Below are 22,527 nucleotides of genomic sequence, written 5' to 3'. Positions count from 1 at the left end.
ACCCAGCACGCCTCTTGATTTATTTTACTGTGATACGGAATGTAAAGCCACTTCTATCATATCATGAAATGTGGTTTGACGCTCTTCCGCTGTCGTTTCTTCTCCTGTTAATACGTGATCACTCACGGTGAGAATTGACAGCGCTTTTCTTCCGTGCTTCGCTGCTAATGTATACAATGCAGTCGTTTCCATCTCTACGCCCAGCACACCGTATTTTGCAAGCTTTTCGATTTGCGAATCGTCGTTGTAGAACTGGTCAGCTGTAAATACGCTTCCTACACTCACCGGCACGCCTTTATCCTTTGCGGCATCATAAGCCTTTTTTAAAAGTTCGAAATCGGCGCAAGGCGCATAATCGATGCTTCCGAAAGCGACTCTGTTCATTTGTGAATCAGTGGAGGAGGTCATAGCCAAAATGACGTCCCGCACTTTGACATCTTTACGGATAGCGCCGCAAGAACCTACTCTTATTAGATTTTGCACATCGTAGCTTTGCATTAATTCATTCACATAAATTGAAATAGACGGAACGCCCATTCCCGTTCCCTGCACGGAGATTTTTTTGCCTTTATATGTACCTGTAAATCCATACATGCCTCTGACTTCATTGTAGCATTCTACATTTTCAAGATACGTTTCAGCAATAAATTTTGCTCTGAGAGGATCTCCCGGCAAAAGCACTGTATCCGCAATCTGTCCTTTTTCAGCACCTATATGTACACTCATCTCATATCCTCCTAAATCTAAATTATCATCCAGTCCGTTCATTTTACAACGAATGTCATGATGAAACAAACTTCAGCATTGATTATAAAGGAATATGGCGCAAAAAGAAATGTTCCGAGACCGTTTGGGCACTTCCTGAGAAAAACGGGATAATCGAGGTGTTTATTTGAAAACCTAACCGCAGGAAGGAGGGATGAGACATGGGTAAAAAACAGCGCAATCGGATCACCGGCCAAAAAAAGAACAATCACATACCTGCAAAAGATGTCATTGCAGCTGAAGAGGCGCACGAGAAAGAGTATTCCGCTGCCAAACGCAAGCCTTAAACTGCAGAAAACTGCGGGTTTCCGCAGTTTTCTTTTTGTTATGTCGTCTGCACAATCAGACGATTGATTTTCCTCCATCCGGCGGGAAGCAGTTTGTAATATGTTTTCCCTTTTCTGCCTTCATCAATCAGAATCACGTCTCCTGTGGCCACAAATCTCGCGTCATAATCACTTGGAACGGTGTCAAATACATTAAACAAAGAGAATGCTCTTTTCAGCACGTCTTGATGATCGCTCCCGTTCAGTTCAGTTCGATAGACGGCTCTGTAGCCCTTTTTTTCGCCAAACCGGGGTGTTTGAAATATTGTCACGTCATAGGAACAAGACTTCTTTTTGAACACGGATAACATCATCAAGATCCCCTCCCTTTTATTTCTTTAACATATTGGCGTTTTTGCCCGGTTTTCCTTTCTCTATTTTTGTCGAAACCGCTTAATCTTTTCGTCAAAACCTTTTACTAGGAAAAACAGAAGCAGGCCGAGACTAAAGCCTCCTAACACGTCAGAGACAAAATGCACCCCCAGATAGACTCTGCTTATGCCGACCAAAACAGTGATCACGCCTGCTATGGTATATACCATTTTTTTATGTTTGGACAAAAACGGGAGGTGCTTCACTAAAAAATAGGCAATGACAGGATAAACATAGGCAGCATTCATGGAGTGGCCGCTCGGAAAGCTGAAGGATGATTCATGAACCAGCGGTGCAAAATCAGGCCTCACTCGTTCAATCCATTCTTTTATGACTTTATTTAACAGCCGATCTGCACCGAATACCAAGAACATCAATAGGCCGTCCCATGTTTTTCTGTAAAAAAACAGGCCCGCTCCAATGATCAGGATAAGAGGGAGGAGAAAAGAAGAAGCACCAAGGTGCGTGATCCCTGTCATGACCTCATTAAGCCATGGCTGGCGGATCAAAATAGCCGCCCTGCTTATCGCTTCATCTGCAGATTGAACAGCATTTGTATGAATGGCCGCAGCTAAAAAAAGAAAAATAAGAAACAAGCTAACAGGCTTGTACAACATTTTAACCACCTCGATTTTCACAGAAGTCATAGAACATGAATAATAAAACCGGAGCTGACCACTCCGGTTTTAAGCCTCAATCATCTTCATCCAGCTCTTCATCTATCATACATTTTTCTATCAAATAATCAAAGGTAATGTCAGCGATTTCAAACAGCTCATCCTCACTAGGTATGTAGCCCCGCCGCGCAAGCTCTCTGTAAAAAAATTCAGCGATTTCTTCCGTATCAATCACAAGATCTATTTCTTTCATCTCCGTACCGCCTCCTTTTTTATGTTTTATGAAAAAACAGGCTGAATTATACCCAGTGTTCTAAACAATTCTTTCAGTCATATACATTGAATAAAAAAACAAGCCATGGGAGGCTGACACTATGATCTCTAAAATGATGGAAGCACTGGACGGAGACAGATTTGATATCTTAATGGAAAAAACGCTCAAAGGAATGACGCATGTGATGATTTGGGGCTGTCTGCCTTATTTTTTATATGTCTTAATCCGTATGTTCTCAAACTAACTGAAATGCTCTTTTAAACTTTCCAGAACAAACATCATCATATCTTTATATTCTTCATCTCGAAACATTTCGTACAGAATCTTGTAGTCATTATAAATATCCAGAAGCTCATCAACAATTGATACAGCAAGGATGTGAAGGGTATCTTGATCTTCATCATCGCCTTCAAACTGAAGAAGAGCAGACGATGCGATATCTTCGCCGATCTCATGGCCAGTTTCTCCGACATAGTGGACAAACAACATCTGGTGTACAAACTGGTCCATTTCATATTTTCTCAGCACCAGTGTGAGATCCTCTTCCTCCGTTTCAAGCCACTCTCCATCCTTTAAACGGGTCAGCTCATAAATGATATCTTCCCAGCCATCTTCTAAATATCTCCAAATTTCTGTTCTGTGACCGATAATGCGAAAGAGTTCTTTTCCATAATCTTTCACATAAACGACGTCCCCAATAAGGAATTCATACTCAATATCAAGCTTTTCCATGTCGACAATGACACCCTCATAATCTTTGTACAGCTGAATGGACGATTCAAAGTATAAGACTTCATTATGATTGACTTCATAAAGATAGTGTTTATCAATTTGGTGTACTTTAGTGACGGTGCCGACTGTTCCATACATAATAACGACTACGATATCCCCTACTTGGAATTTCGGTTTATTTTGCTTCATGGTGTCTCCCCCTCGCCGCAACATTTCTCATACGCTATCGTATGCCGGGTGACGCCAATTCGCATGGGCATGAAAACCAAAGGAAATATCCAATTATGGTGTGGATGAGGACATAAAAAAAATCCGCAATGATCTGCGGATAAACAGCTGCTATCTGCCGTGCACTTCAGCCTCGTATTGATCCCAAGCTTCATCAAACGTTGCCATCGTGTGCAGGTAATCAGCGCTTAGCTCCAAATATGAACTGATCTCATGATAATCGGTTGAGGTTTTCGGAAAGCTGTGATCCTCATACGCCTGATTGGCAAATTCACTGATGCTGTCCTGCGGCTTCGGCTGTCTGTATTTTAATAAATAGTGATAAAAGGATTTCATGGGTTTCCCCTCCTGATGTCTGTCTTTTGTTGTTCTATTATACAGTTCAAGTGTAAAATTACAACAAAAGAATACCGAAACATCGTTTAGGAGAAGTCAAAATAGTTGCGTTTCAGAATCCTTTCTGTCTCCATGAGCTGCTGATACGCCAGACTTCCAGGCAGGTTTTTGGTTTGAATCAAAAGCAGCTGATCCTCAATCTCCTTTATTGTGGTTTCCTCCTGATAGGTCATCCCGCAGGAAGCACACACCATGGCTGGTGTGTCAGTCAGCTCTATGGCTCTTGTTCCGTCAGGGAGCTCCCAGTACACCGTGTTCCTGCCGGGTACTGCTTCAAGCTCTCCGCACCAATCGCATGTTTTCATGAAGAATCCCCTCCGTTTTCAGCCTCTTTCTGTTTTTTCTGCTGCGCCAAAAATTTCTTTTCTTTTAGCTGATCTCTTTTCTCACGCCTATCTTTTAACGTTTCATGCTCCGGATTCGCTGTGAACGTCTCTCTCCTCTTGATTCTGGCCACGTTTTCCGGTGTAAATGAAACCTCTTTGTCAGCAAAAATAGCACTCAGCCCGATCGGCTCCTTTTTGTCAGCGGTTTCAGGGAAAACGGACTCAAAATAAGCGTCAGCCTGGTTAGGGATATAATTCTCCGGTTCTGGATATGACGTAATCACACCTTCAAAATTTCTTAAGATGACTTTGTCAGGGCTTTGCGACAATACATAGTTTGGCTGCAGGGCGATTTTACCTCCGCCGCCTGGTGCGTCAACGACAAAGGTCGGAACCGCATAGCCTGAGGTATGGCCTCTCAGCCCTTCAATGATCTCCAAACCTTTGGAAACGGGAGCTCTGAAATGCCCGATGCCCTCTGATAGATCACATTGATAAATATAATAAGGACGGACTCTGATTTTCACCAAGTCGTGCATGAGCTTTTTCATAATTGGAACCGAGTCATTAATACCGGCTAGCACCACAGCCTGATTTCCGACCGGCACGCCTGCGTTCACCAGCTTTTCACAGGCCTCAACGGATTCCTCTGTCATCTCGATGCTTGTGTTAAAATGGGTGTTCAGCCAGACTGGATGATATTTTTTCAATATCTCGCACAGATGATCGGTAATGCGCTGCGGAAAGACGACCGGCGCCCTTGTTCCGATTCTAATTACTTCCAGATGCGGGATGCTGCGCAGCTCCTTTAAAATGTATTCTAAAATTTGGTCATTGATCAAAAGCCCGTCACCGCCAGAAATTAAACAATCGCGGATTTCAGGTGTTTCCCTGATATAAGCAATCGCAGCATCTAGCTGTTTTTTAGGAACTCCCATTCCGATTTGTCCGGAAAAACGCCTTCTTGTGCAGTAGCGGCAGTACATGGAACATTGATTCGTGACAAGAAACAGCACACGATCGGGATAGCGGTGTGTCAGACCGGGTACCGGTGAATCTTCATCCTCATGGAGCGGATCTTCCAGATCGTATTTTGTTTTGTGCATTTCTTCAGAAAGCGGTACAGACTGCATACGGACCGGGCATCTCGGATTATCGGGGTCCATTAAAGAAGCATAGTAAGGTGTAATATTTAAGGGGATCGTTTTGGTAGAAATTCTGACGCCTTCCTCTTCATCCTCGGTCAAGTTAATCACTTTTTTTAAATCATCTACTGTTCTTACCGTATGTGTCAGCTGCCAAAGCCAATCGTTCCATTTCTCTTCCGGAACGTCCTTCCATAACTCGATCTCCTTCCAATGCCGTTTCGGTTTATACCATTTGCTTGCCAAATGAATTCCTCCTCGTGCATTATTTGTCTTACAGGTGCTTGCTCCAAATATTCATGTTTTCAAGACCTTCGGCTATATAGCAATTATTGATCAGCCTTCCGCCATACTGATAACCAGAATGGTACAACACAGCATTCATCCCAAAAGACGCAGCACGGGCGAGAGAAAATACGTGAAAGATTTCCTTCTCGGCCATTTCTTTTTCTAATTCCTCGATTAATAAACTTGTCAGCGAATGGCCCCGATATTCCGGAAGCACAGCGCAGTCGGTCATTTCTGCATGCCCAAGCTCTGGATTCATGTCTGCGCTTGCTGCGCTGATCAGGCGGTCATGATCAAACATGACATAATACATCGTATTTTCATTCATCGTCTTTTCAATATATGCGGGATCAAAAACCGGGGTCGGGTACGTACGAAATACTTTTTTATACAGCATCGAAAGCTGGTACATGTCATTTGTTTCTGCTTTTCTCATTGTAAAGGATGGCCTGTTTTCAGTGCGGGGGTGAGGTGCTGTGCGATATAAGGCTTCGATCATCTCCTGTTCCTTTATATAAGAATCTGTTTGACTCCGTTTTTCTGTGAGGTAACGGACCATGACACAAGCCGGATGGCCGAGATAATAGCCCTTTAAATAACCCTCCGGCGCAAATAATTGTTTGGCAAGCACAGCCACATCATGCTGTTTCGTATAGATGATAATTTTTTCCGCGTCCTCTTCTTTTGCCGCCGCCACGATATCAGGCAGGGCCTTCTCTATGGCTCCGTCATAACGAACGACTCTCATTCGTTTATTAAAGCTGTCATGGTCCAGAACTGCTGTGACACCGTTACTCTTTATCGACTTGAGCATCCTCATTCTCCCCCTCCCCGCCTGTATAAAGCCCGCACCAATCCATAACAAAAAGTGCAATAATTTTAGCAGATTCTAGCATGGCTTCAATCTCAATGTATTCATTTGCCTGATGAGCTGTTTTTGTTTCCCCAGGCCCGAAGACAATCACTGGCGTATCGCCTGCATGGTATAAAAGCCCTCCGTCCGTTCCCCATGGCGAGGCTTCGATGATGGGCTCTGTCTGTTTCATTTTTTGATAAGCTGATTGCAGTACTGAAATTAAAGGGTGATCATCAGGTAAATCATTCGGGAGCCATTGAGCGCCGAACCACTCTACTGTAATCGGATGGCGTTTAAACCATTCATCACGGTAATCTAAATCCTTCAGCCAGTTTTCCAATTCAAGTTTAACTGCTTCTGGTTTTTCATAGGGCGCAATTCCGCATCTCCCTTCTATGACGACACGGTCTGCAACTGAAGATGGCCATGCGCCGCCTGAGATGGTGCCGATATTCACCGGTACCGGTATTGGGACATGATCATACAGCGGATCTGAGATTCTCGCATTGCGGACTTTTTCCAGCTCCTGTATGGCTGTGATCACATGCATGCTTTTTTCAATCGCACTTACCCCTTCATAGCGTGTGCCTCCATGTGCCGCTAATCCCTTCACTGTGATCCGAAACCACATCGACCCCTGCTGCTTGATAAAAAGTTTCATATTCGTCGGTTCCGGAATCAGCGCCCCGTCAGCCCGATACCCTCTCATGATGGCAGACAGTGTTCCCGCGCCGCCGCACTCTTCATCTACAACGCTTTGAAACAATACATCTCCCTTCAATTTAACATTGCAGGCGTGCAGGGCTTCTAAAGCAAAAAGAAGGGCTGTATTGCCGCCCTTCATATCCGTTGAGCCGCGGCCGTATATTTTACCGTTTTCTTCGACAGCTTGAAACGGTTCATACTTCCAATCCTTCACGCTTCCTTCAGGCACAACATCGATATGACCGTTTAAAATCAGCGACCGGCCCCCGCCCGCTCCCGTTTTTTTTGCAACGATATTCGGACTCTCGTCAAAATCGGAACGGTCTGATTTAAAATAGGGATGCTGTTTTAATTGCTTTAGGCTTGGCTCCCACACGTCAATGTCCATTTGAAATTGCCGCAGCTTCTCAAGCACAACAGCTTGGGCGTTAAATTCTGAGCCCAATGTGCTTTTTTCTCCAATCAGCCTTTTGAGAAGACGAATGGCTTTGGCCGAATGCTGATCGAGCCACCCGATTACTTTTCTCTCAATGTCTTGCATCCTCATTCCCCCTTTAAGAAAAAGGCATATCTATTTTGATTTCAGCTTCAGTCAGCCTCGTCACCTCGTCGATTGTCGAGCCATTCATCAGCTCTTTTAATATGAAATGATGGGCTCCGACTTCAAGAACCGCTTTTTCAGTAATGATCAAATTTACACAGCCTGCTGCAGTTAACGGAAGCGTGCATGTTTCTGTTAATTTAGGCCTTCCCTTTTGATCTGTATGACTCATGACGACAACCACTTTTTTCGCTTTTTGGGCCAGTTCCATCGCTCCGCCCATGCCCGGCACCTTTTTTCCCGGGACAAGCCAATTAGCCAAATCGCCTGACTGGCTCACCTGCAGGGCGCCTAAAATCGTAATGTCAATTTTGCCTCTTCTGATCATCGCAAAAGACATCGTTGTATCAAAATAAGAAGCACCTTTTACAGCTCGGACAGGAAATCCCGCTGCGTTGCATAAATGTTCATCCTCTTTTCCCTTTTCAGGGCTGTCACCAATGCCAAGCACACCGTTTTCAGCCTGCAGCATGACCTGCATGTCAGGCGGCAAAAAGTTCGGCACCAAGGATGGGATGCCGATACCGAGATTTACAATCATGCCCGGCTTGATTTCAGAAGCGGCCCGTTTTGCGATTTGTTCTCGCTCTGCTATTCCCAAGCCCATTTCCACTTCACTCCTTCGCTTCTCACAACCCCCTCGACAAAAACCCCCGGTGTGACAATCATTTCTTCTGAAATCTCCCCCATCGGGACGATACGCTCAGCTTCGACAAAGGTTCTACTTGCGGCCATTGCCATAAGCGGATTCATGTTCCGCGCTGTTTTGTCATACGTTAAATTGCCGAATTCATCCGCAATGTGCGCATTGATAAATGCAAAATCTGCCGTCAGCGCCTCTTCAACCAAATATCGCTTTCCAGCCACAGACACAATGTCCTTTTTTTCATAAACCATTTGATTCGCAATCCCGATGTCAGTTAAAATCCCGCCGAGTCCCGCTCCGCCGGCGCGAATTCGTTCTGCAAGCGTTCCTTGGGGTGAAAATTGAACCTCTAACGTCCCGTCTGTCATCTGTTTTCCCGCTATAGGATTAGAACCAATATGCGATGCAATCAGGGTTTTGACTCGCTGATTGACTATAAGCGGGCCGATCCCTATTTTCGGAAAGCCGGCATCATTGCAAATGACAGTTAAATCCGTTACACCGCTGTCCAATATAGCTTCAATCAATGAAGGAGGCGAGCCGACTCCGCCAAAACCGCCAAACATTAGGACCGACCCGTCCTGAACACCTGAAATTGCTGTTTCGACGCTGATTGTTTTTTGAAATGGCGTCATTTAATTTCAATCCCTTTTCAGTTTTTTTTCGACCGCTGCAACTGTTTCTGAAAAAATTGATATGAGCTCTTCAGCCTCGCCGTCTGACATGGTAAAAGGCGGAGCAATAATGACAGCATCTCCTTCCCCGCTGTCAATTCCCGCTTTGGCAGGATAAACAATTAGTCCGCGTTTTTTCGCTTCGCCGACAATACGCTGGGTAACCGCCTGCTCTGGCGAAAAAACGTTCTTCGTGTTCTTGTCTGCTACAAATTCAACGCCTAATAGCAGTCCTTTTCCGCGAACATCACCAATGATGCCGCTTTGAGACGCTGCCTCAACAAGCTTCTTTTTCAGTACAGCTCCCTTTTTTTCTGATTGCTTGATCAAGCCGCGCTTTAATACATACCGCAAAACTTCCAGAGCGGCTTTGGCTGAATAGGGATGTGCACTGTATGTGTGGCCGCTCATAATCACACCTGAACCTTGTTTTATCGTTTCAATAATAGAATCAGATACAACAGCAGCGGCAATAGGCGCATACCCCGCACCTAGCCCCTTCCCCAGTACAGCAATATCAGGAACGGTGCGCCAATGCTCTGTCGCGAGCATCCTTCCTGTTCTTCCAAGCCCTGTCATCACTTCGTCTGCAATAAAGAGCACTTCGTGTGTGCGGCATACCTCACTTAATCTCTCATAATATCCCGGAGGCGGGGTGATCGCTGCACCTGCGGCACCAATAATAGGCTCAGCCACAAAGCCGGCGATAAATTGGCTTCCGATTCTTTTAATCGCAGTTTCCAGTTCATCAGCGGCAGTCTGAACAAAGTCTTCATCCGTTCCATGATTCCGCCGATACACATGAGGAGCTGAAATAGCGGGATAGCGTTCAATGAGATGGGTGAACCGGTATCTCCTTTCATAAAAACCAGACAATGAAAGCGCTCCCAAAGTTATTCCGTGGTAACTGCTCCACCGAGACAAAAAGATGGATTTTTGTGTTTGCTTTTTTTCCTGCCAATATTGAATGGCGATTTTCATCGCTGTTTCTATGGCTTCTGATCCGCTGTTGACAAAAAAAGACCAATTCACATCTCCCGGCAGCTCCTGCGCCAAGAGAGCGGCTAATTGCTCGGCAGGCTCGCTTGTAAACTGTGAGCGGTAAGCAAAAGACACTTGATCAAGCTGTTCTTTCAGTCTCTCAGTCACATCACGAACCCCGTGGCCGATATTGCATGTCACCGCACCTGATGAGCCGTCAAGATATCTTTTTCCGGTCTGATCATAAACATATGAACCCTTCGCATAACTGACAACCGGATAGGCCGAACTAAGCTCCGGCTTAATCAAATAACTGCTCATGCTCCCACCTCAACAAACCTTTTAACATATTATATGAGTGTCCAAATTGCGGCATGACGTCCCCGCAAAAACTTTTCACACAAAAAAGAGCCTTCCTTAATATAGAAAGGCTCTTTTGGAATTTCGCCCTCTAGCAAATAAAAGCGGCTCCGACAATAATTAATAAAATGAACAAGACAACAATCAATACAAACGTATTTGTCCCGCAGCCAAATCCGTAACCGTATCCAGGGTATCTATGCATGCTGTTTTCATCCTTTCTTATCACGATATACGGCATTTTATGCGGGCCAAGTCCCAAATGGTTTGTGCAAACGCCTATTTCATGTAAGGAAATAATGAAAAACAGTATGCACCCGCTCATATTTTTTAAACGTCAGCTTTTCGTAAAAACGGGTTGCACCGTCAGTGCTTGTAGCCACTAAATAGGCTGCTTCCATTCCTAGTGATTTGGCAATGGACAGCATTTCTTTCACTAAGATACTGCCATAGCCCTTTCTTTGAAACTGATCCAAAATGGCGACTTCTTCAATTTTAGCCGTTTTTTCTTGCGGATGAATGAACAGCTCTCCGCATCCAATGGGAATCTTCTGTGATCGGTCGCTGTAACAAACAACAAGGATGATCGTCCCCGCTTCATAAAAGGGATATTTTCTTTTTAATTTTTGTTCAGCGATCGCTTCCCCAATATAAATGGAATCATAAATTTTCATGATAGAAGATCCATCGCTGAGGCTTTTTGCCGTTCCCCATGCCGTTAACGGATGTCCCATCTGCCCTTTCCAGTCACTAAGCTTCATGTCATACAACAGCTCATCCTCGACAACAAACCCGCTTTTGACAAGCGATTGCTTCAAACCGAGCGGAAAAACATGCTGAGGCGACGCTTTTAAATGGAGATAATTCGCATTAAGCAGCTTTGGTACGGATGGCAAAAAGTCCAGTAACCGCCGCTCTAACGGAAACGTATCATGAAGCTGAACAAAGTTATGAGAAAAAATTTGCGGAAGCTTCGGATCTTTATATACGCTGTAATGATCAAACGATGCCGATTCAGACGTTAACAATATATATTGCTGTTCCGTTTTTGAATAATGTCCTGTCATGAACGTCTCCTTTTTATGACCTATGCTTTTACTCAATTGCAATATTCAAATTCTTTATAATCTCATCGTACACTGGATAAAACGGCTTTCCAATTGGAAATTGCTGAATATTTCGGAAAGAAGCGGAGATTGGCTTATGATGTAAAAAGAATTTCCTTACTACTTGTTCACGAATCGGATGAAAAACGCCGTTAAGAAACAAAAACGGCTCGCGTTCTATGAAATAAAGCCTTCGGCCAGGCGGATTTTCGATCAAACCAGATCGTTCCCGCGTAATTGGCAGCCCTTCCGGCAGCGCCTCCAGTTCTTCTTTTTCAATGGTCAATATTTCTTTTCTTTTAAATTGATAAAACTGAAAAGCATACTGACCCAAAATGCGTCTTTTTTTTCCGGCTTCGATATAGAATATTGCAGGATGACCAGCTTCCTTTACTAAAATATAATTCGGAATCTTTAAAATGTTTCCAATTTTATATTGGAATAAATACGGGTCTGGAACGGCCACAGTCCGATTTAGATACAACGAATCCCACCTTTCCCCGACAGGATGCCTCACACCCTGATCAATAAAATATACGTTTTGACCTGAACCCTTTACAAAAGATCCGTCAATCAAATCGGCGGGCAGAAACCGATACGCATTTTGAAATGAATCGGGGGTTTTATAGGTTGTATCTAATACTTCATTTATCGGCAGAAATGGAGCAAAGTTGTTGATTCTGTCCCAAAAAATTGAGTCGCCATGATTCCAATGCTTCATATCATCGTCCCAATAGCTTCCATATATATGGTGAATACGATCAAGTAATGAACGGCGATGCATAACTGAGCAATGATCGACTTGAAAAGCGGCCTGATGAAGCACTTCATTGGCATTTCTATAGAAATGGGAGATTTCCTCTCCCCTTTCGTTTACTTGTACAACTTTTTGTTTTGAATAAACAGCCTGCGCCTCAGGATTATGTGAAAACATCTGCACCATACGGCTCAGCCGCTCAGGATGATACACAGTGTCATCAGTGAGATAGGAAATGTAATCGCCGCTGGTAAATGGGAGCGCGGTGTTAATTAATGTGGCATAACGGGTTGTTTTAAATCGAGCTGCGGGATCTACGAAACTGTTTTCATAACGAATGCGAGGGTCATGAAGGTACTTGTGAACCACCGCAGTTATTTCTTCATTAGAATGATCATCCATGATAAAAAGCTCCCAGAGATCATACGTTTGCTTTATGACGCTTTCGATCGCTTTTTGCAGATAAGCAGGTTTGTTATAACTCGTTAAAATAATGGACACTTTCTCTCCCATCTATACAGCCCCCTGTTGCAAACATAAAAACGGCTCCGCACAAGCAGAGCCTCTGTCATCATTTAAAAAGCATCCCAGCTTACAATACTTGAGAGCGCGACATGAGATCTCGTATGATTTAACGGGTTTTGAAAATAACCAAATCAGTCAGAACCTCTTTTACGATGACGTTTTGAAGCGTATCTCCATTCAACAGATGAAATGTTGATACCGGTACGCCAAGCTCTTTTACAAATACGAGCTGGCGTACTGAGATCAGATGGATTTGCTTCAGTAGCCGATTGACGAATGAGCAAAATCAGCAAAAGCGAAATAAAATGCAGTTCATCTTGATTCGCGTGTTTCTCTCAATCTAAACAATCGCTGACCTTTATACTCTCTGTTTCACAATATGAACTGACTTCGATTTATGGTATAGGCTATATCCACTCTTTTAAAAAATCAGCATTTTGCTTAAATATATGAAAAATAGGTCAGGTACGGCGTTCGACTCATACCAAATGGCAGCCATAAGAATATGATTAACGTGAGTTCACTATTGAATAGGAGGTGTATGTGATGAGCTCTGAAAATGCCCAATTAAAAAAGGATTTGATTAAGAGCCTTTTAAGCCCTTTATTCTCAACAGAAGGAGGAGTAAACGTGGATAATAATCTTAAAGAATTGCTTGAAGCTGCGATCGATCAAAAAGTAGATCAAAGTGAAATGATTACGGCTGAATCTACTTCCCTTCCGGCAAGATGGATTTTTGCCAGAATTACGCCAGGCACTACGATCAGCATTGTGACTGATTCGGGTGATATGATCGGTCCGGTTGTCTTCGTTGCTTTCGACCAAATTCACGGTATCGTATTTGTAACACAGGAAAGCTCCGTTACCCCGGAAGGCCAAGCTACAACATTAATTGATGTAGACAAAGTAGAAAGTGTTACGTTCTTTTCATAAGATCTGATGAAAGTTTTGTATATCCAGTCGGGATACGGAGGAATATACAGATATTTTGACCGTTGGGCTGAAGAATGTTTTCTGAATACTCATACAGAGTACATGTCTGCAGATACACTGGAAGCAGAATCTCTAATAAAGGCTGAAAAGTTCCAGCCGGACTTCGCACTCATGATGGTCGGAGACCGTGTTCCTCACGACTGGCTGACCTGGTTAAAGGATAAGGGTATTCCTGTGTTTGTTTGGCTGACCGAAGACCCATTTTATATTGATATCAGCCTTCGGGTGATAAAGCACGCTGACGCCATATTAACGATTGAACAAAATGCCGCTCTTTATTATCGGGAGCTCGGCTGCCAGAACGTCTACTATGTTCCGATTCCAGTTAATCATCGGCTGTTTAAAAAAATGGACACAGAACATTCTTTTCATTCAAATCTGCTTATCATCGGCTATCCTTATCCTAATCGGGTTCAGCTTATGAAAGAAGCGGTACATCTGCCTTTCACCGTTCGGGTAATCGGAAAGGAATGGAGAAAATACCTGCCTAAAAAAGTGCTCAAACAGCCGCATATTGATATCGTCAGCACATGGGTTCCACCCGAACAGGCCGTTCATTATTATAACGGGGCAGATATCGTGATCAATGCGCATCGCCCCTATCATTTTGCTTTCAATAAAAATAATATCCGCATCAAAAACGCCAGTTTTAATAACCGGACGTTTGATATCGCTGCATGCGAAGCATTTCAATTAACAGATTTACCCGCGGCACATCCTTTTTCATCCTTTATTTCTTATCACAGCACCAACGACTTTAAGGAAAAAGCCGCTTTCTATATCAACCATCCTGAGGAACGGCAAAAAGCTGCAGCATCCAATTACAAAGAGACCGTACCCGCCCTTACGTTTGATGAGCTTCCTGCAAAACTAAAGGCGATTCATCTGGCGCTTACTTGAAAAATCGTTCATTGTTATGAACGATTTTTTCATTCACAGAAAAAAGCAGCTGAATGAGCTGCTTTTTTTAGCCGTCAGAACGGTCCCTCATCTTCCTCGGATTCACCTGTTTATGAAGGTCAGGCTTTTCGCCTAGATGCTTTGCTATCTGTTTCCACGACACCATTTTGAAATTTTGATTGACGGCTTGTCCATTGTCAATATTTTCACCGTCCTGAGCGACAAAAATCCCGTACGGATATTTTGGGCCAAGTCCGAAACCGAGAACATCAATACCGTCCGTATCACTAGTACCGTCTATCTTTTCGCCATCTGCAATGTCAAAGTTGGCTACATAGCGATTGCTTCCCTGCCGTTCATACATTGCATAGCTGTTATTCCCTTGACTTGAGGCCATGAGATATCCTTTGCCGTCTGGCGCATAATAGATCGTCAGTCCTTCAATATCAGCTGTCAAACGTTCTCCTGTCGCACGGTCGACAACCTGCCCCTTTGATCCTCCGTCTGGCTCAGCATTAAATTTCCAGATGGCTTCGTTTTCCTCTGCTATATACAGGTTCCCGTACTCATCATCCGCAACAAGGCCTTCAGTCTGAGAATTCAATTTAAATTCACGCACTTTTTTCCCTGTTACATAACCCTTTCCATTGTCAACAATTTCATACTGCTCAAATTCTCCTTGTTTGCCTGTCACTAATGCGTAAAATGCTCCTGTTTTCTGGCTGTGATACAGGCTGAAGCCGTATACCTCAGAAATATCAGTTGAAATCGGATGGTTTGGGTCTGTAATGCTTTTCAACTTTCCTTTATCCCCGTCAATTTCATATACTTCGATTGTATTTTTTCCTTTAGACCGGTTTGAGGCGGCAGCAATATCAATTTTTTCTCCGTTCAATGGAAATTGATAACGCAGATCGACATTATTGAGCTTGCCAAACTCGTAAGATTTGAGCTGTTTGCCGTTTAAATCATACACGACTAGTCCTGACTTCTTATTTGTCGTGATCAACTTGCTTTTTTCCGGATGCTTTTCATGAACCCAAATGGCCGGGTCATCTGCTGCGTCCTCGCCAGTAGCGACAGGATCTGTCTCCGTTTGCGCCGTCACTTTAAAATGATGTTCCGCTTTCACGTGATGAGCCGACACCGAGTTAGTTGTCAGGCTAAGCAATAAACCCGCAGCAGTGCTTAGCAGCATTGTTTTTGAAACCTTCAATTTGGTCCCCTCCTTTTAATCACTATCAATCCTTATTGTAAAATATATACAGTCGTTTAATAGAGAGGAAAATGAACCTTTTTTTATAGTATTTCTGACTCATAAATCACTTTCCCCCTAAGAAGTACGTGAAATGGCTCCTCAAATTTACTTTTGAGGTGCGAAATAAAACCAAAGTGAATATTTAGTACATTGTTTATATAGTTTTATATTTTGTCTGTTACGTCTATCTTTCCATTTTCTATTAAAAAAGAACACTTTGTGACATGATCATTCCCCTAAATTTTGTTTTATTGGTTGCTTTCATTAACTCGATTACAAAGTTGAACATATGATGCATGGTAGAGAAACGAGAGTTGGAGGATAAGCCATGCCTAAACAGCAAACAGCAGAACTAGAACCGTTTTTCCATAACAAAACAGTTTTAGTCACTGGCGGAACAGGTTCAATCGGGAGTCAAATTGTCAAACGCCTTTTGCTGCTAACACCGAAACAGGTGATTGTATTCAGCAAAGACGACAGTAAACAGTATGTCATGAGTCAAAAGTATGCGGGGGATAAGCGGCTTTCATTTGTGCTCGGAGATGTGCGCGATCACAGAAGGGTGAATCAGGTGATGAAAGGCGTGGATATCGTCTTCCACGCAGCTGCGCTGAAACAGGTTCCGACATGTGAAGACCATCCATTTGAAGCGATCCAGACCAATCTCATCGGGGGACAGAATGTGGTGGAGGCCGCCCTATTACACCGGGTCCAGCATGTCATTAATATCAGTACCGATAAAGCTGTATCTCCTGTGAACACAATGGGTGCCACCAAGCTGTTATCTGAAAAGCTGTTTCATCAAGCAAACCGCCACGTTCAAAACAGAGGAACCGTGTTTTGTTCAGTCCGCTTCGGAAATGTTCTCGGCTCAAGGGGTTCGGTCATTCCAATTTTATTTGAACAGATGATGGAGGGTGAACCGCTAACCATCACTGACAAAAATATGACCAGGTTTTTCATGTCAATAGACGATGCAGCTACACTGACATTGCAATCAGCTGCTATTACAAAAGGCGGAGAAACTTTTATTTTTAAAATGGAATCACTGAAACTTGAAGAACTGATCCATGGGTTTGAAGAATATGCATCGCAGCACGGGCTCCCGCAGCCGTCTGCGGTAGAAGTCGGCAAGCGTTCAGGTGAAAAGCTTCACGAAGAATTAACATCCCCTCATGAAATTGATTCTCTGTATGAATGGGGCAATCTTTATGCGATTCTTCCAGAACCTGAAAAACATCCTGATTTTCGCAAAGTCCATCTGCCTGGATATCAATCAGATCAAGCTCCACTCATCACAAAAGACAGAATTGCCCAGATTATTGAGAAATTGCACCAAGAAAAAAAGGCATAAAAACAAGCCTGTCTATCCATTAGGCAGGCCTGTTTTTTGTGTTTATTTATCAAAAAGATGCAGATAGCTTTCGTATCCTTCTTCTTTCAGCTTATCCTTCGGCACAAACCGCATTGCCGCTGAGTTTATGCAGTATCGAAGCCCGCTTGGACCCGGTCCGTCATTAAATACATGACCAAGATGAGAATCGGCAGTACGGCTTCTCACTTCTGTTCGAATCATGCCGTGGCTCGTGTCTAGTTTTTCTTCTACTTCTTCTTCTTCAATCGGCTTTGTAAAGCTTGGCCAGCCGCAGTGGGAATCAAATTTATCCTTGGATGTAAACAATGGCTTGCCTGACACAATGTCTACATACAGCCCTTCTTCCTGATGATCCCAATATTCATTTTGAAAAGGCGGCTCCGTGCCGTTATTTTGCGTCACTTCATATTGCATGCGGTTTAGTGACTTGATTTTTTCTTCTTTATTGTGCCCCATTATTTCGCCCCCCAATGCTCGCTGATAAATCCGGCTCGTCCAGACCCCGCCTGGTAGCGCTGGTAATGTCCTGGATTCTTTTTATAAAAATGCTGATGGTAGCCCTCCGCTTCATAGAAAGGCTCAGCTTTTAATATGTCCGTTACAATCGGATCTTTAAAGATGCCGCTTTCCGCCAGACGCTGCTTGGAAGCTTCCGCAAGCTCCTTTTGTTTATCATTATGATAAAAAATGGCTGCACGGTAGGAGCTGCCGCGATCCGCAAACTGGCCGCCGGCATCTGTCGGGTCGATTTGCTGCCAAAACAATTCAAGCAGCTTTTCATAAGGATACACATCAGGATGAAACGTGATTTGAACGGCTTCACGATGTCCTGTCGTTTCACTGCACACCTCTTCATACGTAGGGTTTTCAGTATGGCCGCCTGTATACCCGGACACCACTTTTTCAATTCCCGGCTGTTCGTCAAAAGGTTTGACCATACACCAAAAACAGCCTCCTGCAAATGTGGCGATTTCTTTTTTTTCAGACATACTGGTGCCTCCTTTGTTCATACGTGGTATTATTATATTATAGCATGTAATAATAGAATGAAAATGATTCTGCTTTTCATAAAAACTATAGGTTTTAAGCAATATGCTTATGTAATGGAGGTTCACAAATTTGAAAGTAAGAACACAGATGATGTACGATATGGAGAATTTACTCCGTAAAGTCTTTAAACAAATACGCAACGAAATCAATGAAATTCTTGATAAAGAGCTGTCACGGAATGAATTTACCATTCTGCGGATCCTCAGTGAACAAGGGCCTAAAAAAGTCACCGAATTTGCGCCTATTTTAGAGGTATCAGCAAGCCACATTACAGCTGTGACTGATGCGCTGGTGGAAAAGGAATGGATTACAAGAATCAGATCGAAGGAAGACAGGCGTATCATCCGCATTCATATCACCGAAGCGGGCGAAAAAGTCCTTCAGCATTTCAACGAGAAAAAAACGGAATATTTCTTTAAACGCTTTGACTGCTACACTGATGCCGAACTGGCCTCATTAATCGAGCTTTTCAGCAAACTTGATAAAAAACGATGAAAAAAAGCACATACCGCTATACATGGGTATGTGCTTTTTGCAGCCCTTCATTTATTTTTCAGCGAACAGTTTCATTGTTTTCCATCTTCCGTATCTGTAATACAAAAACGCCGCACAGCTGCTTAATAAAAAACTCATTCCGATTCCGAGCCCGATTCCTTTCTGGCCAAACCATGCTGAAAATAGAGCCGTGAAAGGATATCTCAAAACCCAAAACGATATCAAATTTAAAACCAGCACCTGCAGCATCGCTCCCGCAGCCCTGACGATTCCGTTCAGCACGAAATTAATCCCGATAAAAGGGTAGAAAAACGCGATCCAACGCAAATATTGTTCACCAAACGCAACCGCATCAGGCTCGCTGATAAATAGTCTCATAAGGTATTTGCCAAATACCCAAATGATAACGGCAATCATCAGCATGCAAGAAATTACAACTATAACACCTAGCCTCGCAATTGTTCCCACTCTTTTATCGTTTCCGATTCCGATATTTTGCCCTGCCATACTGTTGACCGCCGTACCGGCAGCCATAGCGGGAAGCGTGATGATGCTGTCGAGCCGCTGCACCGCGCCGAAGCCTGACACCACATGCTCCCCGTAGGAGTTGACAACACTCATAATCGCCATCATTCCGCCTGTAATCACCATCATCTGCAGACCGGCAGGAATCCCAAGTTTCAAAACCAGCGCGGACTCTTCCCACTTGGGAACTCGCGGAATAGAGAACGGTACAAGCTTGTGTCTGATGACATAAAACAACCCGTACAGAAACGCAATGCCCTGTGACAAAATTGTCGAATAAGCTGCTCCCGCTATTCCCATGTGCAGCACAGAAATAAAGAACGGCGCCAACACTGTATTCAGCACAACTGCAAACGCAATAAACCGGAGAGGTGTCTTGCTGTCACCGAGCGCCCGAAGCACCGTACTGATAAAGTTATAACCAAACAAAAATAAAATGCCAATAAATTGAATTTGCAAATAGGTCTCGGCAAGCGGTATCATCGACTCCGGCGTTTTCAAAAGACGAAGCAAAAGCTCTGACAGAAAAAAACCGGCCGCGCCGAATCCGACACTTAGGCCTGTTAATAAAACGACAAAAGCGTTTATATACGACGCCATTCCTTTTTCATCATCTTTACCCTTTTGCTGTGACAAAATAGTTAATGTCGCATTGTTAAGGCCCAAAATAAAAGACAGCACGGTTAAAGCAATCGTGCTTGATACCGCGGCTGCCCCAAGGGCCTTCGCCCCCAGTAAATTGCCGATCCACAAACTGTCTATAAATTGAAAGGAAACCTGCAATGCGTTTCCGAGCATAATCGGCATTGAAAACAGCACAAGCTGTTTCAGCACGTTCCCCTGTGTAAAATCGTATGCTTTCATTTTTTCTCCTTGTGGTCTTAAATTTTCACCGGATCACACGAAAAAAGAGACGTTGTTTCATGTCTCTTTTTTCATGACTTATCGGTTTTTTTTCGGTCTCTCATACCGAATGTTAGCACCATCACACTTAAGAACAAGGCACAATAGGAAATGTTCAAATACATTTGGTCCATATCTTCAGCGGCCAGATGATGATAAGCAAGCCAGCCGAAATACAGGGAAAATGTAAAGGATAATAAACTGAAATACTGGTAAATCCGTTTCATTTTCAGTCACCTCTATTGTTTAGGATGGTAATAGGAAAACTCAATTTCATCTTTTTCTAAATTTATTTTATCCGCTTTGACATACATTCCATTCGTTAAAGGCATTTCTGACAGACGCACTTCAATGCTTTTGTCGCCGGGATGAACGTGGACAAATGACGGCAATTCGTAAAAGCTGTCCATATAATTTAACACAAAGCTAATCGGGATACTTAATTTCCCTAACGAAAATTTCGTTACATTCAGCTCCACATCGCCATTTTTTTTCACAGTCGGCTCAAAAGCGACAAGCGCATCAATGGACGTGGAAAATGCCTTGATTTTCCCCGCGACATGAACATCATCATCGATCTCTACTTTATAATCAAGCTGGTTGGATGCTTTGTCTTTTAAATATGAGTTCACAAACGCAGCTAAAGATTCTTTTGTGCTTGTCACTTGAAATCCATACTCGCTCTCAGATGAATCCTTTACCTGAGCTTGTTTTCCCGGCAGCATGACTAGTGTCACAAACCCAGCGGCGAGAATCAGATTGATGGCAAGCAATATAAAAAACAGTCGTTTCCACTTATTCATGATGTCACCCTACTCTTTCGGTAATCCTTGTTTTTCAATGGCTTGATAGACGCGCTTCGCGATAAGGGAATAACCCGTACCATTAGGATGAAAATCATCATCCTCAGAAATTCTGCTGCTGTCGCTTTTTTGATTGAATAAATCTTCAATATAAATGATTTTCGCAAACTTATCTTTTTTCAGCTCTTTTTCAGCTACTTGGTTCCAATCAGTAACCACACCGTTTATTTCATTTAATTCAGATAACGTAAATGTAAACGGATTATACATGCTGACATAAATCAGCTCAGCGTGATCATTCAGTTCCCTAATTTCAGAAATGATTTTTTTAAAACGCTTTTCATACGGTTTTTCCGCTTCCTGAAATGGTTCCATTGTTAATTGCAGAAAGTTTTGGCGAAGGACTTTCATCAAATCGTTGCCGCCAATTGTAAAAAAGACATAATCAGCGTCCTTTATGCCTTTTTGAACCTTTTTATCTTTTAATTTCTCTAATAGATCATCAGAACGGTTCCCTTTCACGGCATAATTTTTTACGTCTACCGTTTTGACTTGTTTATCTGACCGGATAGAATCCGCAACCATGCCGACATATCCCTTACCGGCGGGATCTCCGACACCTTCTGTCAGCGAATCTCCGACAGCCGCAATGACAATGTGCTCTTTCGTTTTCGGTTCATGATCTTTTTGTTTCCCCTCAGATGCTGTACGTATGCTCGTACAAGCAGCAAGAAGCAAAATCAAACTGGCCATGAGTGAAAAAATGCGCAGCTTCAATCTTGTTGCTCCTTCCCATTCTACTAGTGGAAAGTGTATCATGTTTTAGAAGATTTGCAAATGCCTAGTCTCCTAGTTTACTTGAGTGTACTGGCTGATTTCACATCAGCGATAATATCATCGTACGGTGTATTTTCCACTCCATTGTAATCTTTCAGCACCTTACCGTCCGGACCCACCAAATAAAATGAAGATTGATGAATGACTTGGTCTTTTCCCTCCGGTTTCTTCACAATCGCTTTGAAGCTCTTAAGCGCGAACGCCTCAATGTCACGCTGGCTGTATCCCGTGAGGAAATCCCAGTTATCAAAAGATAGCGGATAATTCGCCGCAAATTTCTTCAGCTGTTTTGGCTTATCGTTTTCTGGGTCAACACTAAAGGAGACGATCCGGACATCTATATTCTCGGCTTTTAGTTTTTTTTGCAAATCGGTCATATGAGCAGTCATCGGCGGACATACAGTCTCGCAATTCGTAAAAATAAAATCCGCCAGCCATACTTCTCCTTTTAAACTCTTTAATGAAACATTCTTGCCGTCTTGGTTTTGAAATGTAAAAGGCTCCACCTCATAATTGAGCGGATCTTTAATTTGTTGTCCTCCGCAGGCACACAAAAGCAGAAAAAACAGCCCTGCCGCTAAACCCTTGATCACCTTCATGACATTCACCCTTTCCAGCCGGTAAAAGCGCATTCTAAAACCGTCCTTGCCTGCTATATCCTCTATTTTATATTTATATTCGGTACCGGCAAAAAAAATCCTGCATGCC

30 protein-coding genes and 1 pseudogene are annotated in these 22,527 nt (G+C 43.3%); 6 read left to right on the top strand and 25 right to left on the bottom strand.

Features of this window, described 5'->3' with window-relative positions:
• Window positions 1–24: 24 nt before the first annotated feature.
• Window positions 25–726, bottom strand: a complete 702-nt coding sequence (gene deoD, locus JMN17_RS04140; protein WP_087990436.1) for a purine-nucleoside phosphorylase — start codon at window positions 724–726, stop codon at window positions 25–27.
• A 200-nt stretch (window positions 727–926) separates the two neighbouring features.
• On the opposite strand from deoD, the gene JMN17_RS04135 reads away from it, so the two are divergent.
• The gene (locus JMN17_RS04135) at window positions 927–1,052 is read left to right on the top strand and encodes a hypothetical protein (RefSeq protein WP_003241588.1); all 126 of its coding nucleotides are present in this window, start codon (window positions 927–929) and stop codon (window positions 1,050–1,052) included.
• A gap of 38 nt (window positions 1,053–1,090) precedes the next feature.
• Here JMN17_RS04135 and yodL read toward each other — a convergent pair whose 3' ends face one another.
• From yodL to JMN17_RS04120, 3 genes are all read right to left on the bottom strand, one after another.
• Window positions 1,091–1,405 carry a shape determination protein YodL gene (gene yodL / locus JMN17_RS04130; protein WP_087990437.1) on the bottom strand — a complete coding sequence of 105 codons (315 nt, stop codon included), beginning with the start codon at window positions 1,403–1,405 and terminating at the stop codon, window positions 1,091–1,093.
• Window positions 1,406–1,465: 60 nt separating this feature from the next.
• Window positions 1,466–2,077: a phosphatase PAP2 family protein gene (locus JMN17_RS04125; RefSeq protein WP_202327475.1), complete on the bottom strand. Its 612-nt coding sequence runs from the start codon at window positions 2,075–2,077 to the stop codon at window positions 1,466–1,468.
• Window positions 2,078–2,156: 79 nt separating this feature from the next.
• Entirely contained in the window at window positions 2,157–2,333 is a 177-nt protein-coding gene (locus JMN17_RS04120; RefSeq protein WP_003241581.1) for a YozD family protein, read from the bottom strand.
• Window positions 2,334–2,454: 121 nt separating this feature from the next.
• Here JMN17_RS04120 and JMN17_RS04115 point away from each other — a divergent pair, with 121 nt between their 5' ends.
• Window positions 2,455–2,598, top strand: coding sequence for a hypothetical protein (locus tag JMN17_RS04115; protein ID WP_202327473.1), 144 nt, complete (start codon window positions 2,455–2,457; stop codon window positions 2,596–2,598).
• Here the strand turns inward: JMN17_RS04115 and JMN17_RS04110 are convergent.
• The 13 genes and pseudogenes from JMN17_RS04110 to cgeC all read right to left on the bottom strand — a co-directional run bounded on the left by JMN17_RS04110 (window position 2,595) and on the right by cgeC (window position 12,991).
• Window positions 2,595–3,275: a hypothetical protein gene (locus tag JMN17_RS04110; RefSeq protein ID WP_087990439.1), complete on the bottom strand. Its 681-nt coding sequence runs from the start codon at window positions 3,273–3,275 to the stop codon at window positions 2,595–2,597. The genes JMN17_RS04115 and JMN17_RS04110 overlap by 4 nt on opposite strands.
• A gap of 150 nt (window positions 3,276–3,425) precedes the next feature.
• Window positions 3,426–3,650 carry a YozE family protein gene (locus JMN17_RS04105; protein WP_087990440.1) on the bottom strand — a complete coding sequence of 75 codons (225 nt, stop codon included), beginning with the start codon at window positions 3,648–3,650 and terminating at the stop codon, window positions 3,426–3,428.
• 86 nt (window positions 3,651–3,736) lie between these two features.
• The gene (locus JMN17_RS04100; RefSeq protein ID WP_087990441.1) at window positions 3,737–4,015 is read right to left on the bottom strand and encodes a YokU family protein; all 279 of its coding nucleotides are present in this window, start codon (window positions 4,013–4,015) and stop codon (window positions 3,737–3,739) included.
• Window positions 4,012–5,427, bottom strand: a complete 1,416-nt coding sequence (gene ablA, locus JMN17_RS04095) for a lysine 2,3-aminomutase (RefSeq protein WP_087990442.1) — start codon at window positions 5,425–5,427, stop codon at window positions 4,012–4,014. The genes JMN17_RS04100 and ablA overlap by 4 nt, the downstream gene beginning before the upstream one ends.
• A gap of 28 nt (window positions 5,428–5,455) precedes the next feature.
• A complete protein-coding gene (gene ablB, locus JMN17_RS04090; protein WP_087990443.1) occupies window positions 5,456–6,283 on the bottom strand; it encodes a putative beta-lysine N-acetyltransferase in 828 nt (275 codons plus the stop codon).
• Complete coding sequence (locus tag JMN17_RS04085) at window positions 6,261–7,577, bottom strand: peptidase (RefSeq protein WP_087990444.1); 1,317 nt, start codon at window positions 7,575–7,577, stop codon at window positions 6,261–6,263. The genes ablB and JMN17_RS04085 overlap by 23 nt, the downstream gene beginning before the upstream one ends.
• 7 nt (window positions 7,578–7,584) lie before the next feature.
• Window positions 7,585–8,238, bottom strand: a complete 654-nt coding sequence (locus tag JMN17_RS04080; protein ID WP_087990445.1) for a 3-oxoacid CoA-transferase subunit B — start codon at window positions 8,236–8,238, stop codon at window positions 7,585–7,587.
• Window positions 8,223–8,912 (bottom strand): CoA transferase subunit A, encoded by a 690-nt coding sequence (locus JMN17_RS04075; RefSeq protein ID WP_087990446.1) that lies wholly within the window; start codon window positions 8,910–8,912, stop codon window positions 8,223–8,225. The genes JMN17_RS04080 and JMN17_RS04075 overlap by 16 nt, the downstream gene beginning before the upstream one ends.
• Window positions 8,913–8,918: 6 nt before the next feature.
• Window positions 8,919–10,253, bottom strand: a complete 1,335-nt coding sequence (locus JMN17_RS04070; protein ID WP_202327472.1) for an aspartate aminotransferase family protein — start codon at window positions 10,251–10,253, stop codon at window positions 8,919–8,921.
• Between the two features lie 130 nt (window positions 10,254–10,383).
• Window positions 10,384–10,617: a YjcZ family sporulation protein gene (locus JMN17_RS22065; protein WP_141113370.1), complete on the bottom strand. Its 234-nt coding sequence runs from the start codon at window positions 10,615–10,617 to the stop codon at window positions 10,384–10,386.
• Complete coding sequence (gene cgeE, locus JMN17_RS04060) at window positions 10,577–11,359, bottom strand: spore maturation N-acetyltransferase CgeE (RefSeq protein ID WP_087990448.1); 783 nt, start codon at window positions 11,357–11,359, stop codon at window positions 10,577–10,579. The genes JMN17_RS22065 and cgeE overlap by 41 nt, the downstream gene beginning before the upstream one ends.
• A gap of 28 nt (window positions 11,360–11,387) precedes the next feature.
• Complete coding sequence (locus JMN17_RS04055) at window positions 11,388–12,668, bottom strand: glycosyltransferase family 2 protein (protein WP_202327470.1); 1,281 nt, start codon at window positions 12,666–12,668, stop codon at window positions 11,388–11,390.
• Between the two features lie 62 nt (window positions 12,669–12,730).
• Window positions 12,731–12,991 (bottom strand): annotated as a pseudogene (cgeC, locus tag JMN17_RS04050) (spore maturation protein CgeC).
• Window positions 12,992–13,226: 235 nt separating this feature from the next.
• Between cgeC and cgeA the strand changes: the two are divergent.
• Window positions 13,227–13,613, top strand: a complete 387-nt coding sequence (gene cgeA / locus JMN17_RS04045; protein ID WP_087990450.1) for a spore crust protein CgeA — start codon at window positions 13,227–13,229, stop codon at window positions 13,611–13,613.
• Window positions 13,614–13,619: 6 nt separating this feature from the next.
• Window positions 13,620–14,573 (top strand): CgeB family protein, encoded by a 954-nt coding sequence (locus JMN17_RS04040; protein ID WP_087990451.1) that lies wholly within the window; start codon window positions 13,620–13,622, stop codon window positions 14,571–14,573.
• 67 nt (window positions 14,574–14,640) lie between these two features.
• Here the strand turns inward: JMN17_RS04040 and JMN17_RS04035 are convergent, their stop codons facing one another.
• Window positions 14,641–15,789: a phytase gene (locus tag JMN17_RS04035; protein ID WP_087990452.1), complete on the bottom strand. Its 1,149-nt coding sequence runs from the start codon at window positions 15,787–15,789 to the stop codon at window positions 14,641–14,643.
• A 370-nt stretch (window positions 15,790–16,159) separates the two neighbouring features.
• On the opposite strand from JMN17_RS04035, the gene JMN17_RS04030 reads away from it, so the two are divergent.
• The gene (locus JMN17_RS04030; RefSeq protein ID WP_202327468.1) at window positions 16,160–17,185 is read left to right on the top strand and encodes an SDR family NAD(P)-dependent oxidoreductase; all 1,026 of its coding nucleotides are present in this window, start codon (window positions 16,160–16,162) and stop codon (window positions 17,183–17,185) included.
• A 42-nt stretch (window positions 17,186–17,227) separates the two neighbouring features.
• Here JMN17_RS04030 and msrB read toward each other — a convergent pair whose 3' ends face one another.
• The gene (gene msrB, locus JMN17_RS04025) at window positions 17,228–17,662 is read right to left on the bottom strand and encodes a peptide-methionine (R)-S-oxide reductase MsrB (RefSeq protein WP_087990454.1); all 435 of its coding nucleotides are present in this window, start codon (window positions 17,660–17,662) and stop codon (window positions 17,228–17,230) included.
• On the bottom strand, window positions 17,662–18,195 hold the full coding sequence (gene msrA / locus JMN17_RS04020) for a peptide-methionine (S)-S-oxide reductase MsrA (protein ID WP_087990455.1): 534 nt from the start codon (window positions 18,193–18,195) through the stop codon (window positions 17,662–17,664). Before msrA ends, msrB begins: the two co-directional genes overlap by 1 nt.
• A gap of 130 nt (window positions 18,196–18,325) precedes the next feature.
• Between msrA and JMN17_RS04015 the strand changes: the two genes are divergently transcribed.
• Complete coding sequence (locus tag JMN17_RS04015) at window positions 18,326–18,751, top strand: MarR family transcriptional regulator (protein WP_039074221.1); 426 nt, start codon at window positions 18,326–18,328, stop codon at window positions 18,749–18,751.
• Between the two features lie 51 nt (window positions 18,752–18,802).
• Here JMN17_RS04015 and JMN17_RS04010 read toward each other — a convergent pair whose 3' ends face one another.
• The 5 genes from JMN17_RS04010 to scuA all read right to left on the bottom strand — a co-directional run bounded on the left by JMN17_RS04010 (window position 18,803) and on the right by scuA (window position 22,418).
• Entirely contained in the window at window positions 18,803–20,140 is a 1,338-nt protein-coding gene (locus JMN17_RS04010) for an MATE family efflux transporter (RefSeq protein ID WP_202327465.1), read from the bottom strand.
• Window positions 20,141–20,211: 71 nt separating this feature from the next.
• Entirely contained in the window at window positions 20,212–20,406 is a 195-nt protein-coding gene (ypmT, locus tag JMN17_RS04005; protein WP_087990457.1) for a protein YpmT, read from the bottom strand.
• Between the two features lie 12 nt (window positions 20,407–20,418).
• Window positions 20,419–20,982 carry a YpmS family protein gene (locus JMN17_RS04000; RefSeq protein ID WP_087990458.1) on the bottom strand — a complete coding sequence of 188 codons (564 nt, stop codon included), beginning with the start codon at window positions 20,980–20,982 and terminating at the stop codon, window positions 20,419–20,421.
• 9 nt (window positions 20,983–20,991) lie between these two features.
• The gene (locus tag JMN17_RS03995; protein WP_202327464.1) at window positions 20,992–21,759 is read right to left on the bottom strand and encodes an SGNH/GDSL hydrolase family protein; all 768 of its coding nucleotides are present in this window, start codon (window positions 21,757–21,759) and stop codon (window positions 20,992–20,994) included.
• A gap of 77 nt (window positions 21,760–21,836) precedes the next feature.
• Window positions 21,837–22,418 (bottom strand): cytochrome c oxidase assembly accessory protein ScuA, encoded by a 582-nt coding sequence (gene scuA / locus JMN17_RS03990; RefSeq protein WP_087990799.1) that lies wholly within the window; start codon window positions 22,416–22,418, stop codon window positions 21,837–21,839.
• Window positions 22,419–22,527 lie beyond the last annotated feature (109 nt).

Origin of the sequence: Bacillus sp. RHFS10, from assembly GCF_016757475.1 — a bacterium.
GTDB classification, from domain to species: domain Bacteria; phylum Bacillota; class Bacilli; order Bacillales; family Bacillaceae; genus Bacillus; species Bacillus subtilis_G.
This window is presented reverse-complemented; position numbering and strand designations above follow the sequence as displayed.

Excerpts from the sequence above, each read along its gene's own strand:
- deoD (WP_087990436.1), bottom strand. The coding sequence starts at position 726 with ATGAGTGTACATATAGGTGCTGAAAAAGGACAGATTGCGGATACAGTG.
- JMN17_RS04135 (WP_003241588.1), top strand. The coding sequence starts at position 927 with ATGGGTAAAAAACAGCGCAATCGGATCACCGGCCAAAAAAAGAACAAT.
- yodL (WP_087990437.1), bottom strand. The coding sequence starts at position 1,405 with ATGATGTTATCCGTGTTCAAAAAGAAGTCTTGTTCCTATGACGTGACA.
- JMN17_RS04120 (WP_003241581.1), bottom strand. The coding sequence starts at position 2,333 with ATGAAAGAAATAGATCTTGTGATTGATACGGAAGAAATCGCTGAATTT.
- JMN17_RS04115 (WP_202327473.1), top strand. The coding sequence starts at position 2,455 with ATGATCTCTAAAATGATGGAAGCACTGGACGGAGACAGATTTGATATC.
- JMN17_RS04110 (WP_087990439.1), bottom strand. The coding sequence starts at position 3,275 with ATGAAGCAAAATAAACCGAAATTCCAAGTAGGGGATATCGTAGTCGTT.
- JMN17_RS04105 (WP_087990440.1), bottom strand. The coding sequence starts at position 3,650 with ATGAAATCCTTTTATCACTATTTATTAAAATACAGACAGCCGAAGCCG.
- JMN17_RS04100 (WP_087990441.1), bottom strand. The coding sequence starts at position 4,015 with ATGAAAACATGCGATTGGTGCGGAGAGCTTGAAGCAGTACCCGGCAGG.
- ablB (WP_087990443.1), bottom strand. The coding sequence starts at position 6,283 with ATGCTCAAGTCGATAAAGAGTAACGGTGTCACAGCAGTTCTGGACCAT.
- JMN17_RS04085 (WP_087990444.1), bottom strand. The coding sequence starts at position 7,577 with ATGAGGATGCAAGACATTGAGAGAAAAGTAATCGGGTGGCTCGATCAG.
- JMN17_RS04080 (WP_087990445.1), bottom strand. The coding sequence starts at position 8,238 with ATGGGCTTGGGAATAGCAGAGCGAGAACAAATCGCAAAACGGGCCGCT.
- JMN17_RS04075 (WP_087990446.1), bottom strand. The coding sequence starts at position 8,912 with ATGACGCCATTTCAAAAAACAATCAGCGTCGAAACAGCAATTTCAGGT.
- JMN17_RS04070 (WP_202327472.1), bottom strand. The coding sequence starts at position 10,253 with ATGAGCAGTTATTTGATTAAGCCGGAGCTTAGTTCGGCCTATCCGGTT.
- JMN17_RS22065 (WP_141113370.1), bottom strand. The coding sequence starts at position 10,617 with ATGAGCGGGTGCATACTGTTTTTCATTATTTCCTTACATGAAATAGGC.
- cgeE (WP_087990448.1), bottom strand. The coding sequence starts at position 11,359 with ATGACAGGACATTATTCAAAAACGGAACAGCAATATATATTGTTAACG.
- JMN17_RS04055 (WP_202327470.1), bottom strand. The coding sequence starts at position 12,668 with ATGGGAGAGAAAGTGTCCATTATTTTAACGAGTTATAACAAACCTGCT.
- cgeA (WP_087990450.1), top strand. The coding sequence starts at position 13,227 with ATGAGCTCTGAAAATGCCCAATTAAAAAAGGATTTGATTAAGAGCCTT.
- JMN17_RS04040 (WP_087990451.1), top strand. The coding sequence starts at position 13,620 with ATGAAAGTTTTGTATATCCAGTCGGGATACGGAGGAATATACAGATAT.
- JMN17_RS04030 (WP_202327468.1), top strand. The coding sequence starts at position 16,160 with ATGCCTAAACAGCAAACAGCAGAACTAGAACCGTTTTTCCATAACAAA.
- msrB (WP_087990454.1), bottom strand. The coding sequence starts at position 17,662 with ATGGGGCACAATAAAGAAGAAAAAATCAAGTCACTAAACCGCATGCAA.
- msrA (WP_087990455.1), bottom strand. The coding sequence starts at position 18,195 with ATGTCTGAAAAAAAAGAAATCGCCACATTTGCAGGAGGCTGTTTTTGG.
- JMN17_RS04010 (WP_202327465.1), bottom strand. The coding sequence starts at position 20,140 with ATGAAAGCATACGATTTTACACAGGGGAACGTGCTGAAACAGCTTGTG.
- ypmT (WP_087990457.1), bottom strand. The coding sequence starts at position 20,406 with ATGAAACGGATTTACCAGTATTTCAGTTTATTATCCTTTACATTTTCC.
- JMN17_RS04000 (WP_087990458.1), bottom strand. The coding sequence starts at position 20,982 with ATGAATAAGTGGAAACGACTGTTTTTTATATTGCTTGCCATCAATCTG.
- scuA (WP_087990799.1), bottom strand. The coding sequence starts at position 22,418 with ATGAAGGTGATCAAGGGTTTAGCGGCAGGGCTGTTTTTTCTGCTTTTG.